Genomic DNA, 16,922 nt, shown 5'->3' on the forward strand with positions numbered 1-16,922 from the left:
TTTTTTCTCCGGGAGTATCGATGAACTATGCCCGTGAATATGCTCCGGATGGCTGGTGTTGCAGTGTTGGCTCTCATTTTAATCAGTATTTTTGTCTCGTTTGGGTTGCTTGAACCGGGCCCAGAGGTAATGGTGTTTCTCATCTTTGCACTTGGGTCGTTCGTGATTGCAGACCTCTATCGTCAACGACGGATGGGTGGCGAGTAATGACTCAGTACTCTCTGATACCGTTATCAGTAACGACGTAGTCGACGAGCTCAAGCGGCGTTGCATCATACGCAGGGTTCTCAAGAATGATCTCTTCGATCGGTTCTAACATTACTTCTGACCCTGACCGATACTGGTTCTCAAACACAAACCCATCGTCGATGATCTTCACACCAGAACCAACAACGACAACAGGTACACCAAGTTCGTTTGCCGCGGTCGTAATCTGGAACGTCCCAACGCGATTGTGAAGTGTCTCATTAACGATACAGTCCATCCCAACAAGCACGCGATCACATTTGGAGAGATAGTGGCCCGCTGCACTATCGACACACAGGTGCGTTTCAACCCGATCCATCGCGGCAAGCATTCGTGCAGTTCGTCGACCAATGAACCGTGGGCGTGCTTCAGTGACGTACGCAGTAATGTGCGAACCGCCCTGTGCAGCGGTTTCGACCGCTTCAAGCACCGTTGAGGAAAAATCGTGTGTGAGAAACGTCTCATCGGGGCCAAATAGCTCTGCAGCACGTGACGCGGCTTCTCGTTTTCCTGTTTCAATATCTCCAACTACTTGCTCGATTGTCTCTTTTGTGAGTGTTTTTGCCGCATCAACGCTGTTTGCTCTGTCGACGACCGACCGCTCAATCTCACGCATGACATTGTGGAGTGATGCATGAGAGGTGTTTGCCCGTCGGAGGATCCCTGCATTCTGTTCCAGATCACGCTCAAACTCTTCGACGGACATATATTCTCGCTCAAGCAGCTCAGAGAGTGCACGAGCGGCATTTACTGCAACAGCAGAGGAACTGTGCGTTTGCATCTCACTAATTTGTGCAACCGTCTCGTCGATCATACCTCATATCGTGGTGCCCAAAGCAAAGACGTTCCGGGATGTTTGGTACAAATGCTTATGCGATGGTAGGCCCTGTATATCGACAGATACGATGGGCGGGACAGCTACGGTTGGCTCTTCTCACTGCAGCATCTGTACAGCAACGCTGTCCGCTCGAAAAGCGGTGCGCCCGCATCCAAACCTGCTCTGTGAATCCTGCCAGCGACAGGCTACCCCGGATGATCCCTCAGCATCGCTCCCAAGGGCTATTACTATTGCTGGCGTCAGCGGTTGGGAGTTCACTGATCAGGGCCGAAATGTGGTCGCTCGTGACGCAGTTGGTACGGAGACATTCACGGAATTTGTTGAGAGACACTACACCGATCACGGAGAGCCAATTCAATGGTTTGCACCGGGTCCCAGAAGTGCGCCGCAGCGAATTAGAATCGAACCAGCGGATGCTGATGTGTTGGCTCGGTTTTTTGATCAGTTCCACTCTGGCGTTTATTATCAAATAGAACAACACGACGGGAAGATACTCCCGCCGGTTGTTGGACCAACGCGATTACACCCAGAACAGGTCGGACTCACAGCACCACCAACGTTCGGCGCCACGACCGTGACCACGGATCCAACACAGATCCACTTCACAGTTGCAACTACTGAATCCATCTGTGTGCTCGATCAAGATCGTGCGCCACCCGTTCCAACGACAGGGACAGAGCACGATCGCGTTGCCCGAGTCCGATCGCTCGCACGCGCCGCCCCGCGAGTTGTTGACAGAAATGAACTCCACGCGCTCTTATCATCTACAGATTCAGCGGTTCGATACGGAGCCGTCCGGGCGCTTGAGTCAATTGTCAGCGAAGAGCCGATGATCGGTCTCAGTGTTCTCTCTGAGGTCCGATCGCTCTTTACAGATGAACAGCCAACGCGGATCTTTGCAGTCAAATCGATTGCTCACATCGCTGAGTGCTACCCAGACGCGGTTGCACACCTTGCAGATGAGGTCCAAGAACAGCTTGGATCCGGGAGCGAACTATTGGATGCTGCTGGGACTCGATATCTCATGTTTATCGCAGATACAAACCCTCATGCGGCGCTTTCGGCACTCCCCAAACTTGAATCGGTTATTTCTGATACCCCAACCAGAGTCGGGCGACAAGCGCTTGCGACAATTGGCCGGATTGCACGAAGCTATCCAGATGCAGTTCGACCGATCGTCCCCACGCTTTGTGACAGTCTGACAACGGAAGATACGCGTTACCGAATTAGCGGCACCACCGCCCTTGGTCGAGTAACATCGGTGTATCCTGCAGCGGCAACACCGATCGTCCCGCTCGTGTTGGACTTACTCGACGTTGAGGAGGCAGAGTTACGTGGCAATGCAGTCGGTATCTTGGGAGATATTGCACAGGAGTATCCAACCGATGTTGCACCGTACACCGCAGAGGTTGCCCCATTGTTGACAGACACTGATTCAGGTGTTCGGTCGAATGCCACAGGGACGCTTGCACGGGTTGCAGAGATCAAACCAACTCGAATTACCCCATACGTGCCGCGATTTACCACGCTACTTGACGATGAGTGGACACCATGCCGAGTGCATGCGTGTTGGGCACTTGGCTACTGTCAAGCAATAGAGTCACGAGACGCATTACAAGCGGTGCAACAGAACGACCCTCGATCGGTTGTCCGAAAACGAGCCGGATGGGCGCTTGCACAGCTGTAATGGGCAACATCTCTAAACAGCCAGACACCCAACTCAGTGTATGGGATTTCCGGTTCGGTACTACTGTCCACACTGTGAGACGATCGTCGAACTCGAACGGGATGGCTACCTCGCAGATAAGGCGGTGACACCATATCCGTTTGCGGGCTGGGAGTATGCAACACCTTCGGAGTCGATTGAAGACGGAGACGGTGTTGTGTTTCATTGCGGCGAAGATGGGACGGCAGTCGATGGAGACGGCTGTGGCGAACGGTTCTATCTGAGCTTTGTCCGGTTTGAGAATGGGGTCGAGATCGATCCACGAAAGCCATCTGAGCACGTGCAGATTGGAAATGACACTACCCCACCATCACCTCGTGGGCCAGACGGGTTCAGTGGCGGTGGATTCTGGTAATCAAAGCGAACGTTTACCCTTTGATATTACAGACCGGAAACGTTCGTGCAACCGTATCTCCGATACCGAGTGCATCAGAGACACGGACAACCTCATCAACGTCTTTGTAGACACCCGGAGCCTCTTCTGCAACGGTTGCACCGCTTTGTGCCTTGACGTAGACGTGCTGTGTCTCTTCGAGTTCGTCTCTCACTGTTTCGCCCCAGAACTGTTTTTTCGCTTGTGTTCGGCTCATGACACGGCCTGCGCCATGTGCAGTTGAGCCAAAACTCAGTGCAAGCGAATTCTCTCCACCACGGAGGATGTAGCTTCCCGTACCCATGCTTCCGGGGATAATGATGGGTTGACCAACTGTACGGTATGCCTCTGGTACCTCTTTTCGACCGGCAGGAAATGCACGCGTTGCCCCTTTTCTGTGGACATAGAGCTCTCGATCGCGACCATTGACGGTATGAACCTCCTTTTTTGCGATATTGTGTGCGACGTCGTACAGTAATTCCATCTCAAGGGCTTGCGGTGACTGATCGAATATCTCGGCAAATACCTGCCGTGTCTGGTGCATGATTACTTGTCTGTTCACCCACGCAAAGTTGATCGCCGCACACATCGCACCGTAGTATGCCGTTGCGAGTTCGCTTCCAGCGGGTGCTGCAGCGAGCTCTTTATCGGGCAACGCGGCAAGCAGTTCGGGATGGCCTTTCTCAATCTTCCGAACGTAATCCGAACAGATCTGATGACCAAGCCCCCGGCTTCCACAGTGAATTAAAACAACGATTTGCTCGGGCTGGAGCCCAAAAGCGGCTGCGACATCATCCCGGTAGATATCTGTCACCCGTTGAACCTCTAAAAAGTGGTTTCCTGAGCCGAGACTGCCAATCTGTTTTTCGCCTCGGTTTTTTGCCTTCTCGGAAACGTGTTCTGGTGCAGCATCAGGTCGCCATCCCCCATCCTCACAGTGAGAGAGATCGTCCGGCGTTGCATATCCGTTTGCAAGCGCCCACTTCATACCATCCGTGAGGATCGCTTCAACGGTTTTTCGATCGCCGCTAATAACACCTCCACCCCCAAGCCCAGAGGGGATTGTCTCAAAAAGCCGATTGACGAGCGCTTTTTCACGACCCTCCACGTCGGAATACGAGAGATTTGTTCGCATCATTCGGACGCCACAGTTAATATCAAACCCAACGGCACCAGGTGAGATACAGCCATCTGTTGTATCCATTGCACCAACACCACCAACAGGGAACCCGTATCCTTGATGTCCATCAGGCATACAGATCGCATATTTCGTAATCCCGGGGAGGTGTGTTGCGTTCACGAGTTGTTGGAGTGTATCGTCATCACCAATCTCTGAGAGGAGTTTCTCACTCGCAAACACACGGGCTGGCGATCGCATCTCTCCAGTCTGTGTGATCTCCCACACGTACTCTGATTGCTTGTGGAGTGTAATGCCGTTATATTCAACTGTGTCAGTCATACTCATGAAGTCCGGTCGCCTACTGAATGAGTATTATGTCGGTATACTCCTGATTATACATCAAACACAACGTACCCATACCAGCCAGCTGCTCGCTCTTCAACTGTCATCTCAGAATATGTTACTGCTTTTATGTCGCGTGCGACCACGTCCGCAAACGGGACTCCTCTGGCGGTTGCGGTAATTGTCCATTGCTCGTCTGTTCCCGCTTCTGGGTGCTCAGTAACGACTGCGTGATGTTCAACAGGGAGCACCTCTCGCACATCCCGTTCGTAGATCAGTTGGTCCAAATAATCATAGAGGAGCCCTTCAAGACGTTCTGCGGTACATGTGATCGTAAATCGTTCACCATTTTCTGGATACCACTCACACATCGCTTCGGTGAGTCCGTCTGCAATCGCTGCAAAGAGCTCACCAATCGAGTCAGCCGTTGCTTCAACAGCAACATCTGCGGTATGCGATCGAAGCGTATAGCTCACAAAAATAGAGTCTACCTGAGACGTCTTAAGCGATATTTCAGCCGACGCGACGGTGGAGTTATTACCTCATGGCGACATAGTTGCGTAATAGTGAGTATCAACGTCGAAACACGGATTGATCCACCCGGGGAGGCCAAATACGTTGCAGAGGCGTGGGCTCTCAAAGAGGACATCCGTCAAACAGAGGGGGTTCTTCGACAACAGCGCGGGTTTTTTACGGACGCATATCGACGTTCAACAGCACATCTTATTTTTGAAAACACGACGTTGGTCGCGTTTGCATCAGTTCGACGCGACGGGTATATTCTCTTTTTGGCAGTGTCTCCAAGTACGCGTGGGCGTGGCTATGGTGAACAACTTATTGCAGCGATCGCCGATGAGTACCGATCGGTCACCTGCCATGCCCGGTCGACGAACGAGAATGCGCTCGGGTTCTACGAACATCTGGGATTCAAAATCCGCCGTCGAATTGACAACTACTACGAGGACGGCGGGAATGCGTACTACCTCAAGCTTGGAAACGACGATAGTATTCGACAGAAGCTATCAGAGCTTATTCGACGATAGCAGGTAGTTGTTCAAAAGTGGTTCCGTTGTCGTATTATTCGGTCGCCGCGTCAAATGCTGCTTGCAGATCAGCTTTCATATCATCAATGTGTTCAAGTCCAACGCTGACACGGATGAGTCCATCAGTGAGCCCGGCTGCAAGGCGCTCATCCTTTGGAATTGCAGCGTGTGTCATTGCTGCAGGCTGTTCGATGAGGCTCTCAACACCGCCCAGACTTTCTGCAAGCGTAAACACGTCCGTCTCAGAGACGACCGTACTTGCCTGTTCAAGTGTGCCATCGAACTCAAAGGACAACATCCCACCAAAGCCATCCATCTGTTCGGCTGCAAGTTCATGCTGTGGATGTGACTCGAGTCCGGGATAGTACACTTTCGACACTGAATCGTGAGCAGCAAGCCATGCCGCAAGCTCAGCAGTGTTCTCACAGTGACGATCCATACGAACTGGGAGCGTCTTTGTGCCGCGAAGGACGAGGAAACAGTCGAATGGCCCTGGTGTTGCGCCAACGCTGTTTTGATAGAACCCGATCTCTGCGTCAAGCTCTTCATCATCCACAATAAGCGCGCCACCGATTACATCGGAGTGACCACCAAGGTACTTTGTCAGCGAGTGGCTCACGATGTCTGCACCGTGTTCAAGCGGTCGTTGAAGGTATGGTGTGGCAAAGGTATTGTCAACGGCACACAGCGCATCGTGTTCGTGTGCGATCGACGCTAGCGCACTAACGTCGTTGACGTTCATAAGTGGGTTTGTTGGCGTCTCAACCCAGACAAGCTCGGTGTTTGGCTGCATTGCTGCTTCGACTGCCGCATGATCTGTGGTATCGACAAAATCACATTCGAGATCGTACTGTTCGTACACCTGGGTCAAGATTCGGTGCGTTCCACCGTAGACATCGTTTCCAGCAACGACATGATCACCTGCAGAGAGCAGATTGAGTACGGTGTTAATTGCACCCATCCCTGAAGAAAAACAGCGACCGTACGCTCCGCCTTCGAGCGATGCAAGATTTGTTTCGAGGTCGGTTCGTGTTGGATTGCCCGTTCGTGAGTACTCATATCCACGGTGTTCGCCTGGCTGATCCTGTTTGTACGTTGAGTTTGCATAGATCGGTGTCATGAGCGCTCCGCTTTCGGCCTCAGGATCTTGGCCGGCGTGAATCGCGCGTGTTTCGATCCGAGAATCGTTCTGCATACTACAGCAACGTTGTGGAGCCAAGATGACTGTTTTCCTTCCGGTGTTGTGTACGAGACCGAAACATTACTGATCTCATTATGAGATAGTTGCAGTATGGTCTCGTTTGTCGGCTGGATTCATTTGGGGACGATTGCGGGAGCAGTCGTGGGGACAGTATTGTTGTTCCGGTGGATCTGGACCGTCCGCGATCGACCCGGTGCCAACTGGTTTATTGGTGTGTTTATTGTCCAATTTATTCTGTTAACCAGCTACGCTATTGGCTATCTCACCTTCGATCCTACGATTCGATATATTGTGGAAGTGATTGCATGGGTCTCTGCGGTCTGGATTGCAACACTCTATTTGGCGTTTGCCCTCGGATATACTGGCCGAGTACAGTATTTATCACTTCGATGGTCTTGGCCGGTAGTGGTGATTGCAGTTGGGATGACAGTCCTTACAGCCACGGACCCGGTGCACAATTTGTTACTCTCTGAGTTTACTGTTGTCTCCGCAACTGGACTGAGTGGCGTACTGTTTGAGCGTGGGCCACTCTTGTATGGTATTTTCTTTTATGCTGCATCGCTCATTACCATTGGAACGCTGTTTCTGTTGGACACGATTATCAGCTACGGGCCGTTGTATCGGAGAGAGGCGATCGCAGTGGGATTAAGCGCAGTCCCACCCTCGATCGGCTATCTACTCTGGACATTTGATTTTGGACCCACACCAGCGCTCAACCTCACGCCTGCACTGTTTTTGCCCCACGTGATATTTGATACATATGCGTTCGTCCAATCGGACATGTTTGATTTTCATCCCGCAACACGACGTGCCGGGGAGCGGGCAGCGATCGATGATTTAGGGAACCCCGTTGTGATCGTTGATCAAGATGGTCGTGTCGTGACGCTCAATGAAGCCGCGGAAGATCTCCTGCAAACAGAAAAAGGCCACATACTCTCACACCACATTGGGGAGTATTATACCGGCGAGACGATCGACCAGACACAGCCAGAACAGACAGTTGCCGTTCGAATTGCTGGCCGTAGACACGAGTTTGCGGTTACCTCAAAACCGCTGTATGCTTCTGGCGAATCGATCGTCGGCTATACACTTGTGTTACAAGATGTAACTGAAGAACGACAACGAAAACAGCGGTTAGAAGTATTAAATCGTATCCTTCGACACAATCTCAGAAATGATCTCAATGTCATTGTGGGGATGGCAGACCTGCTTACTGATGGACAAAGCAAGACCCGCTATTCCGAAACAATCGATCGAAAAGCAAAAGAGCTCATCGAGCTTGGTGAAAAGGCACAGGCTGCTGCTGATGCACTCGGTAGTACAAGCGCCCCCACCGAAATATACATAGAAAACCTGCTTGCAGAAACCGCAGCGAATGTAACTCGGTCGGAGCCAACATGGACTGTTGATATACGCGTTCCAAACGAGCTTTGTATTGAAGCGAACGAACAGCTTCTCTCACTTGTATTTGAGAACCTCGTCGAAAACGGGCTGGTCCATGATCCTGGCACAAATCCAACCGTGATAGTCACCGTTGCGGGGCTCGATCGGACAGATGGGACTGTTACGCTCTCAATTGCAGATACAGGCCCGGGAATCCCAGCACATGAGATACAAGCAATCGAAAATGAGACAGAAACCGCGTTAGAACACGGGAGTCGGCTCGGCCTGTGGGCGATAAAATGGGGCGTAACCATGCTTGGTGGCGATATCTCGTTTGATTCGACCCAAACAGGGACGACGGTAACACTTAGACTCCCTGGCGTAACAGCATTCCCAACCGATAATGAGGCAGCCACACAACAGTCCGTGTGACAAAGTACCGTGGCGGCTCTGGAACGTACCATTTATAGTCTGACCGCAAGTATTCATCTTCACGACTATGCCGAGTTCAAATGGCCCAATGAAAGGAACCCGAGGAAAGCTCAGTAACCATCCACGAGAACGAGGGATGTCCCCACCACAGCGTGCAATTCAGGAGTACGACGAGGGACAGAAAGTTCACCTCAAACTCGACCCAAGCGTCCCAGAAGGCCGTTTCCACCCACGATTTAACGGCCACACTGGTGAGGTTGTTGGCAAACAAGGCCGTGCGTTCCTCGTCTCAATCAACGACGGTGGCAAACAGAAGACAGTCATCGCACGCCCAGCACACCTTCGCGCACAACAGTAATATGACGATCTTCAAAGAGAAGATCAGCGAAGAGTACTTGACTATCTCGGAAGCGAAAGAGCTCCTTTCGGAAGTCGAGATGGAACGAGCGGCTGACGAGGAGCGTGAGCTTCGCTACGAGCTTGCCCGTGCGATCGAACACGTCAACCGATTTGCGAACCTCGAGCCAGAAGAGTCCCGTGAGCTTGTGTCTGAGCTGTCAGAACTTGAGAAAGTGAATGACGCAACCGCACACAAAATTGCGGACCTCCTCCCAAACGATCGAACAGAGCTCCGTTCGGTATTTGCTAAAGAGCGATACGCGCTTGATGGTGACGAACTGGATGAGATTTTGGATATTGTCGCCAAATACGCCTGACGGAGCGGCCATCAGTTCGGCGTAACTGTTGTCGTGTCAGGCTTGTTTTTAAGTATCCCCTACACGTATGAGTGGGTATGTCTCCCCCCACGGACGCTGGCGACGATGACTCGACAGTGACGAGCGACGCCCTCGTTCTGGATTATTTCCCACACGGTCGTGCAGATGACGACCGTCCACAGTACCAGAAGTCCTCACTTGCGTATGCCCTCGGTGTGGATTCGTTCACCCTGTATGAGCTTTCATTGACCAGCGATGCAGATGTCTCGATCGGTGATTACGTGCAAGTCTCTCCTGAGCCCGATCCTGATGTTGTATCCCGATATAAAACCATCACGTACGATAACATCTCCGGTGGTGCTCGGTCGGAGCTTGAGTATGCAATTACAGATATCATCGAAACCGATGAGCAGCGGTTTGTTGATTTCTACAACAACGCACAGCCAATCACGCTTCGGCTTCATCAGCTAAATCTCCTCCCAGGGATTGGAAAAAAGCTCAGAAACAACATCCTTGATCAGCGGAAACGCGGGCCATTCGAGAGTTTTGAACAGCTTTCAGAGCGTGTCTCCGGGCTCCACCGACCGAAAGAGATTCTTGCGGAGCGAATCCTCGAAGAGCTTCGTGATGACGACCTCAAATATCGAGCGTTTGTCCGCCCACAAGAAAAACGGTAGCTGCTAGCATAACACATACAAAAACGAGACGTTTACCCGCGTTCCCCGATAATCGCGGGCAATGAACGAGCCAGACGCGCCAGTTGAACAGACGCACGGCACGCGCGACCCAGATCAATTGATTCGCCGTGCAGGCGCGTACGGAAACCCGGATTTTGATCAGCACTTTTTGATCGATGATCGGGTTGTCGATCGCATTCCCGGCTATCTCCCAGACGATACTGACGTATCTCATATTCTTGAAATTGGTGGCGGACCAGGCGTGCTTACAGATCGATTGCTTGCAGTTGCCGATCGCGTAACGGTCATCGAACAGGATGAGATATTCGCAGCGCATCTTCGGCGTGAGTTTTCAGAGGCGATCGACGCTGGCCGACTCTCTGTTATCGAAGGAGATGCACTCGAAGTTGACTATCCAGACGATCTGACTGCGTGTGTTGCAAATCTTCCATATAGCGTCTCAAGCGCAATCACGTTCCGTCTGCTCCCGCTTTCGATTCCGCTTGTGCTCATGTTCCAACAGGAGTTCGCAGAGCGGATGGTTGCAGTATCTGGAACCAGCGACTATGGGCGGCTTTCTGTGAGTACACAACACTACGCGGAGGTAGAAATCACCGAGCATGTCCCTCGGACCGCATTCGACCCCCAGCCAGCAGTACAGAGTGCGATCGTTCGGGCAACGCCCCGGACGCCAGAGTATGATGTGACAGATGAGCAGTTCTTTTTTGATTTTGTCAAAGCAATCTTCACCCAACGACGGAAGACGATTCGAAACGGGATCCGAAATACACCACACATCTCCGGGCTTTCTGATCCGGATGCAGTTGTTGCGGCGGCAGATGAGGATGTGCTTCGGCTCCGGGCAGGATCGCTCGATCCTGCCGGCTTTGCAGCGCTTGCAAACGTTGCAATTGAACACGGGTTTGACGCACAACCCGAGGAGTAAGAGACAATGCTTGTTGCACTCCAATCAGTTGGAGACGTCACAATCACCATCGATCGAATACTGATTACGATTGCTGTTGTTGTGGGTGTCTTTCTAATCAAGCGAGGGGTCAAACGGCTTCGCCGAAGCAAGGAGGGCGATTTAAGTTCAATGACAAACCTCCTCGTGTCGACGCTGATTGCTGGAGTGACGGCAAGCGGTGTATTCGTTCTTATTGCAACGTGGGGGTTGAGTCCAGCGCTGCAACAGGCGTCTGAGGGCCTTGACCTTGGTGCGCAGGTTGCAAACATCATCCTCTCAATCATCGTTCTCGGTGGTGCCTACGCACTGACCGATTTCCTTGGACAAATCATCAAAGAGGTGGCAAAAGAGCAGGACGCAATCGGCCAGCATGAGCGAGAGATGCTGCACCGATCGGTGCAGGTTGGCATCTATACCGTCTCAGGGTTGATTGTTTTGGGCCTTTTTACTGACAATTTAGGTGGACTATTCGTTGGTGCTGGGTTCTTAGGGATTGTCGTCGGAATGGCCGCACGACAGACGTTAGGTGCAGTACTTGCTGGGTTTGTGCTCATGTTCTCTCGTCCATTTGAGGTTGGTGACTGGGTTGTAATTGGAGAGAATGAGGGAACGGTGACTGACATCACGATTGTTAATACGCGAATCCAATCTTTCGACGGCGAGTACGTGATGATTCCGAACGATGTCGTCAGTGGAACACCAATTGTTAACCGAACCAGAAGGGGGCGACTCCGAACTGAGGTCGAAGTTGGTATTGATTATGATGTGGATCCAGACCGTGCAGCACAGGTTGCAAAAGACGCAGCCGAAACTGTCGATCGGGTTCTCGATCGACCCGAGCCACAGGTGATCCACAAACGGTTTGACGACTCTGCGATCGTGTTGGGCGTTCGATTCTGGATCACTAACCCAACGTCCCGACGACGAGTGAAGACCCAAACAGCAGTCATTAGCGCGATTCGATCGGCATTCGAAACGAACGGAATCAAGATTCCGTTCCCACAGCGGGAGTTGATGGCTCGCAACGAAGCAGGCGGGTTCAGACTCACCGAACAGACATCAAATGCCGAAGCAGACCGTGAGACAGAGCCAGATGAGAAGAGACAGGGGCCAATCGAAACATCACCACACGGTGGCGAACAATGACAGAGAACTCAAAAGAACGACTCGCAGAGCGCAGAGGCCAAGAGACACAAGTGTATCAGCCAGCGGAAGATTCAGCACTACTTGCGAAAGCGGTCTGCAAAGCGGTGCGCCAGTCCGATCGTGTCCATGAGATTGGAACCGGATCGGGGTGGGTTGCAGCACAAATAGCAGCAGAAACCGGTGCATCGGTAACTGCAAGCGATATTAATCCACACGCCTGTCGTGCTGCGGCCGATCGTGGAGTACAATCGATTCGTGCAGATATGTTCGGCCCCTTTGTGGACAATGCGTTCGATGCGGTGTTGTTTAATCCGCCATATCTCCCGACAGACCCTGACGAGGAGTGGGATGACTGGATGGAACATGCACTCTCCGGTGGACCGGATGGTCGTCGTCTTGTCGTTCCATTTCTCACTGGTCTGTCACGGGTGCTTTCAGCATCCGGTTCCGGATATCTCTTGATTAGTAGCCTCACAGGCTACGAAGCGGTGGAATCGATCGCCGCAGAAAACGGACTCACTGTTGAATCGATCCACGAACAGTCATTCCCATTTGAAACGCTATTCGTTTTAAAACTCACAAGATATTCTTGAGGGTAATATTCTACATTAGCAAATATTAAGCACCATCATCACTAACCCCGTACTGATGACAGAACGAGTCGCCACTACACCGGGACTGTTTCCGCTCCCGGATCCGGCGAAGCAGCGTCTCTCGGACCTCAAAGGACATCAGAAAGGCGATCTGATATCTGGGAACGAGTCCGACGAGATTGTTGCCGTCTATGATGAGTATCGAACCCAAGTAATTACTGAGCAGGTTGAGGCAGGTCTCGATCGGATTTCGGAAGGACAGCTCCGATGGGATGACATGCTTGCACACCCGCTAACAGTCCATGAGAACGTTGAAACCGGCGGGATCGTTCGATACTACGATAACAACAACTTCTATCGCGACCCACAAGTCACGGGCGAACTGACGTTCTCCGGTGACGTCGCATCCGAACTCGATGCTGCAGCAGCAGCGCTTGCAGAGGCCGATTCTGATGCATCGCTACAGGCAACCCTCCCTGGTCCGTACTCCTTGTTTGACCTTGCAACCGACGAGTACTACGGTGATGAGGAATCGTTCCTCGACGCTGTTTCGGAGTTCCTCGCTGCCGAAGTGGAGGCCTTCCCAGCGCATGAAACGCTCTATCTGCTTGAGCCGTCGCTTGTTGAGAACGCTCCTGGCGATGGGCTTGATGCCCGAGCAAGCGAGGCGATCGATACCGTTGCCGCCGCAACCGATGCTGACGTTGTTGTTCAGACGTACTTCGGTGCGCTTTCGGAGAAGGTGTACGCGCACCTGATGGATGCAGACATTGAAGCCATTGGATTTGATATTGTCGCTGGCGATCGCGAGCAGACGCTGTACAACATCAACGAATACGGGACCAAGACTGCTGCTGGACTTGGTATTTCGAATGGATTGAATACCCTCGTTGAGTCCCCAGAAACGCTCGCAGAGCGAGTCTCATGGGTCCAGAACAAGCTTCCTGCCCAAGAGTTCGATCGGCTCTATCTCTCGACGAACACTGAGCCGTTCTATCTCCCAGTGAACAAACATCTTGAAAAGCTCGCTGCCGTTGCTGCGGCCGCAGAAATCGAACTAGAGGAGGTAACCGCATGAGCCGACCAGCCGAAAACAGAGAGCAGTTTCGCCCTGAGAATCACGAAAACGAACACTTCCTTCTGACCACGGTTGTCGGAAGCTACCCAAAGCCAAAATGGCTCAACCGTGCAGACGATCTTGCAGAAGATGCAGAGTCAAAGTTTACCCATGAGCATCTCCACGAAGCCCATGACGATGCTTGCCGTGTGATCACAGCAGAACACGAGCGTGCTGGACTTGACACCGTTGTTGACGGAGAAATGCGTCGAAACGAGATGGTTGAGTTCTTTGCACACAGAATTGATGGGTATGAGTTCAACGGCCCAGTAAAAGTGTGGGGACACAACTACTTCGACAAACCATCAGTCTCCGATACAGTTGAATACGATGAGCCATGGCTTGTCGATGAGTTTGAGTTCACTCGTGACGTTGCCTCGAAACCAGTGAAGGTCCCGATCACAGGCCCATACACGCTTGCAAACTGGTCATTCAACGAAGCATACGAAACTGAAGAAGAGCTTGCATACGAGCTTGCGGATCTTGTCAATATCGAGATCGAAAAGTTGGTTGAGGCAGGCGCAAAGTACATCCAGATCGACGAGCCGGCACTTGCAACGACGCCGGATGATCATGCGATTGTTGGTGAGTGCCTCGATCGGATTGTTGCAGGCATTGATGAGGATATTCGAATTGGACTACACGTTTGTTACGGGGATTACTCACGTATCTACCCAGAAATCAACGACTTCCCAATTGATGAGTTCGATGTTGAGCTCTGTAACGGCAACTACGAACAGATTGATGTATTCACCGAACCTGAGTTTGGACCGGATCTTGCACTCGGTGTTGTAGACGCACACACCGCGGAAGTTGAGCCAGTCGAAGAGATCAAAAAGAACATCCTCCAAGGGCTGAAAGTTGTGCCACCGGAGAAACTAACGATCTCACCCGACTGTGGATTGAAACTCCTCCCACGAGAGATAGCATACGGCAAGATGGAGAATATGGTGAAAGCAGCACGAGAAGTTGAAAAAGAGCTTGATGCTGGCGAGATCGACCTCGAGACGCCAGTTCCGCTCGCAGACTAATCCCAAAATAGGTGTCAGGTTTCTTTTTTGACCTATCTGACCCCAAGGTGCTTGTACTTTGACTGAGTAGAAGAACGGTATGACATCCGTCTCCCTCCACACCGCGGTCACACAAACCGCTCATGAGATTGAGACTATGGAGACCCGCGGCGCAGCCCCGATCGCAAAAGCTGCAGCGACAGCCCTGAAGACACAGGCCGTCGAGCCTGACTATGAGACGCCGCACTCGTTTCGAGCGACACTGCGTGCGGCTGGACGGACATTACACGAGACGCGGCCAACTGCTGTTAGTCTCCCAAACGCACTCCGGTATGTCCTTCGACGAATCGATGGTGAGACGATACCTGAGCAGCGATCGGCCGTTGCCGCAAGTGTTGATGAGTTTATTATGCATCTCGAGCACGCACAGGAAGATCTCGGTCGTGTCGGTGCAAATCGGCTCAAAAATGGGGACACGGTAATGACACATTGTCATTCGACGGATGCGATCGCCTGTGTCGAAACGGCGGTTTTACAGGGAAAAGAGATCACTGCGATCGTCAAAGAGACTCGGCCACGAAATCAAGGACATATCACTGCACGGGAACTGACTGAGATGGGCGTAGATGTAACATTGATCGTTGATAGCGCTGCTCGACGCTATCTGAATACGGTTGATCACGTCCTTGTTGGTGCAGATAGCATCGCAGCAGATGGGAGCGTCATCAATAAGATTGGAACAAGCGGACTTGCAGTCAATGCCCGCGATCGCGGGACTCCGATTATGGTCGCTGCACAGACACTGAAACTCCATCCGGAAACAATGACCGGTCACACCGTAGAGATCGAACAGCGTGCAGAAACAGAGGTGATTACAGAAGGTGAACGCGCGGCGATCGGCGATCCCCAAATCGAGAATCCGGCATTTGATGTGACTCCACCGCGGTATGTCGATGCAATTGTAACCGAGCGGGGACAGTTTCCACCAGAGAGTATTGTGATCTTAATGCGCGAACTGTTTGGTGACGGCGTCGATGAGCCATGGGTTGAGCCATGACTGTACCACGGATTCTCTCGGCTGGGCATATCAACTGGGATGTAACAATGCACGTTACTGCACTTCCAGATCCGGATGGAGAGGTGCTCATTGAGCAGCTCGTCCAGTCTGGTGGCGGCAGCGCGGCAAACGTTGCGGTTGCATTAGTCAATTTAGGGCATTCCGCAGCCGTGTATGGAAGCGTTGGGGGAGATGATGCCGGCTCAATGGCATTACAAGAACTCGATCGAGCCGGTGTTGACACAACACATGTGCAGGTTCATGCGGACAAACAGACCTCGGTGAAGTACCTCATTGTTGATGCAGCGGGTGATGTGATGGTACTTGCAAACGACGGTGCAAACGAGGCGTTTAGCGCCCGATCGCTTGGAGAGGATGTGTTCGATTCGATCGACCACCTGCATCTTACGAGCCAAGAGCCCGCTGTGGCAGCAGCGCTTGCGGAAGCTGCCCACAAGTATCATGTCACTGTGAGTTTCGACCCGGGTCGTCGTGTTGGCGATCGAGACTTTTCGGCGACGATCGCCGCCTGTGACATACTCTTTTTGAATCAACATGAGGCCGCAGAGTTAGATGTTAGCTCGATTGATGCGGTATCTGATGACCATATTGTGGTTATCAAACGTGGCGAGGATGGGGCACTCATACACACGCCAACCGGAGAGCAAACACATTCAGGATTCGACATTGACGTGGTTGATACAACTGGCTCCGGGGATGCGTTTGCAGCCGGATTTCTCTCAACCCTTTTGTCTCACTCATCTCCAAAGCCGAAGCTACCAACCGCTGTGGATGCATATGAATTGCCGCTTGCGGTCGCAAATGCGTGTGGTGCGGTCACCGCAAAAAAGCCGACAGCACGTGCGGAGCTTTCGTATACACGTATAGAGTCGCTTCTTCAGCACAAGATCAAAGAGCCGATCGGTGAGTGACCA

General features: G+C 52.1%; 19 protein-coding genes. 15 read left to right on the forward strand and 4 right to left on the reverse strand.

The window, feature by feature from the left end:
* The first annotated feature begins 27 nt into the window (after positions 1-27).
* A complete protein-coding gene (locus tag AArcSt2_RS04770) occupies positions 28-207 on the forward strand; it encodes a hypothetical protein (RefSeq protein WP_174654238.1) in 180 nt (59 codons plus the stop codon).
* Between the two features lie 4 nt (positions 208-211).
* On the opposite strand, the gene AArcSt2_RS04775 is transcribed toward AArcSt2_RS04770, so the two are convergent.
* Positions 212-1,060 carry an eIF2B alpha/beta/delta subunit family protein gene (locus AArcSt2_RS04775; protein ID WP_250583276.1) on the reverse strand — a complete coding sequence of 283 codons (849 nt, stop codon included), beginning with the start codon at positions 1,058-1,060 and terminating at the stop codon, positions 212-214.
* 91 nt (positions 1,061-1,151) lie between these two features.
* Here AArcSt2_RS04775 and AArcSt2_RS04780 point away from each other — a divergent pair, with 91 nt between their 5' ends.
* Together AArcSt2_RS04780 and AArcSt2_RS04785 are read left to right on the forward strand one after the other, a co-directional pair.
* Entirely contained in the window at positions 1,152-2,771 is a 1,620-nt protein-coding gene (locus AArcSt2_RS04780; protein WP_250583277.1) for a HEAT repeat domain-containing protein, read from the forward strand.
* A 40-nt stretch (positions 2,772-2,811) separates the two neighbouring features.
* Positions 2,812-3,165, forward strand: coding sequence for a DUF7969 family protein (locus AArcSt2_RS04785; protein ID WP_250583278.1), 354 nt, complete (start codon positions 2,812-2,814; stop codon positions 3,163-3,165).
* A 13-nt stretch (positions 3,166-3,178) separates the two neighbouring features.
* On the opposite strand, the gene AArcSt2_RS04790 is transcribed toward AArcSt2_RS04785, so the two are convergent.
* Together AArcSt2_RS04790 and AArcSt2_RS04795 are read right to left on the reverse strand one after the other, a co-directional pair.
* A complete protein-coding gene (locus AArcSt2_RS04790; RefSeq protein WP_425493647.1) occupies positions 3,179-4,648 on the reverse strand; it encodes an RtcB family protein in 1,470 nt (489 codons plus the stop codon).
* 47 nt (positions 4,649-4,695) lie between these two features.
* On the reverse strand, positions 4,696-5,121 hold the full coding sequence (locus AArcSt2_RS04795) for an archease (RefSeq protein ID WP_174654243.1): 426 nt from the start codon (positions 5,119-5,121) through the stop codon (positions 4,696-4,698).
* A 90-nt stretch (positions 5,122-5,211) separates the two neighbouring features.
* Here AArcSt2_RS04795 and AArcSt2_RS04800 point away from each other — a divergent pair, with 90 nt between their 5' ends.
* A complete protein-coding gene (locus tag AArcSt2_RS04800; RefSeq protein ID WP_174654244.1) occupies positions 5,212-5,688 on the forward strand; it encodes a GNAT family N-acetyltransferase in 477 nt (158 codons plus the stop codon).
* Between the two features lie 34 nt (positions 5,689-5,722).
* Here the strand turns inward: AArcSt2_RS04800 and AArcSt2_RS04805 are convergent, their stop codons facing one another.
* Positions 5,723-6,883: a cystathionine gamma-synthase gene (locus AArcSt2_RS04805; protein WP_250583280.1), complete on the reverse strand. Its 1,161-nt coding sequence runs from the start codon at positions 6,881-6,883 to the stop codon at positions 5,723-5,725.
* Positions 6,884-6,979: 96 nt separating this feature from the next.
* Between AArcSt2_RS04805 and AArcSt2_RS04810 the strand changes: the two genes are divergently transcribed.
* From AArcSt2_RS04810 to AArcSt2_RS04860, 11 genes are all read left to right on the forward strand, one after another.
* Positions 6,980-8,704: a histidine kinase N-terminal 7TM domain-containing protein gene (locus AArcSt2_RS04810; RefSeq protein ID WP_250583281.1), complete on the forward strand. Its 1,725-nt coding sequence runs from the start codon at positions 6,980-6,982 to the stop codon at positions 8,702-8,704.
* Between the two features lie 67 nt (positions 8,705-8,771).
* Positions 8,772-9,062: a 50S ribosomal protein L21e gene (locus AArcSt2_RS04815; RefSeq protein ID WP_174654247.1), complete on the forward strand. Its 291-nt coding sequence runs from the start codon at positions 8,772-8,774 to the stop codon at positions 9,060-9,062.
* 1 nt (position 9,063) lies between these two features.
* Entirely contained in the window at positions 9,064-9,420 is a 357-nt protein-coding gene (locus tag AArcSt2_RS04820; RefSeq protein WP_174654248.1) for an RNA polymerase Rpb4 family protein, read from the forward strand.
* Between the two features lie 77 nt (positions 9,421-9,497).
* A complete protein-coding gene (locus tag AArcSt2_RS04825) occupies positions 9,498-10,097 on the forward strand; it encodes a DUF655 domain-containing protein (protein WP_250583282.1) in 600 nt (199 codons plus the stop codon).
* A gap of 61 nt (positions 10,098-10,158) precedes the next feature.
* Positions 10,159-11,043, forward strand: a complete 885-nt coding sequence (locus tag AArcSt2_RS04830) for a 16S ribosomal RNA methyltransferase A (RefSeq protein ID WP_250583283.1) — start codon at positions 10,159-10,161, stop codon at positions 11,041-11,043.
* 6 nt (positions 11,044-11,049) lie between these two features.
* Positions 11,050-12,210 (forward strand): mechanosensitive ion channel family protein, encoded by a 1,161-nt coding sequence (locus AArcSt2_RS04835; protein ID WP_174654251.1) that lies wholly within the window; start codon positions 11,050-11,052, stop codon positions 12,208-12,210.
* Positions 12,207-12,803: a HemK2/MTQ2 family protein methyltransferase gene (locus AArcSt2_RS04840; protein WP_250583284.1), complete on the forward strand. Its 597-nt coding sequence runs from the start codon at positions 12,207-12,209 to the stop codon at positions 12,801-12,803. The genes AArcSt2_RS04835 and AArcSt2_RS04840 overlap by 4 nt, the downstream gene beginning before the upstream one ends.
* Positions 12,804-12,858: 55 nt before the next feature.
* Complete coding sequence (locus AArcSt2_RS04845; RefSeq protein ID WP_250583285.1) at positions 12,859-13,881, forward strand: 5-methyltetrahydropteroyltriglutamate--homocysteine methyltransferase; 1,023 nt, start codon at positions 12,859-12,861, stop codon at positions 13,879-13,881.
* Positions 13,878-14,951: a methionine synthase gene (locus tag AArcSt2_RS04850; protein ID WP_250583286.1), complete on the forward strand. Its 1,074-nt coding sequence runs from the start codon at positions 13,878-13,880 to the stop codon at positions 14,949-14,951. The genes AArcSt2_RS04845 and AArcSt2_RS04850 overlap by 4 nt, the downstream gene beginning before the upstream one ends.
* Positions 14,952-15,030: 79 nt before the next feature.
* The gene (locus AArcSt2_RS04855) at positions 15,031-15,987 is read left to right on the forward strand and encodes a ribose 1,5-bisphosphate isomerase (RefSeq protein WP_250583287.1); all 957 of its coding nucleotides are present in this window, start codon (positions 15,031-15,033) and stop codon (positions 15,985-15,987) included.
* Positions 15,984-16,919 (forward strand): ATP-dependent ribose-1-phosphate kinase, encoded by a 936-nt coding sequence (locus AArcSt2_RS04860; RefSeq protein ID WP_250583288.1) that lies wholly within the window; start codon positions 15,984-15,986, stop codon positions 16,917-16,919. Before AArcSt2_RS04855 ends, AArcSt2_RS04860 begins: the two co-directional genes overlap by 4 nt.
* The last annotated feature ends 3 nt before the right edge of the window (positions 16,920-16,922 follow it).

The sequence above is a fragment of the Natronocalculus amylovorans genome, assembly GCF_023638035.1.
In the GTDB taxonomy this organism is placed as follows: domain Archaea; phylum Halobacteriota; class Halobacteria; order Halobacteriales; family Haloferacaceae; genus Natronocalculus; species Natronocalculus amylovorans.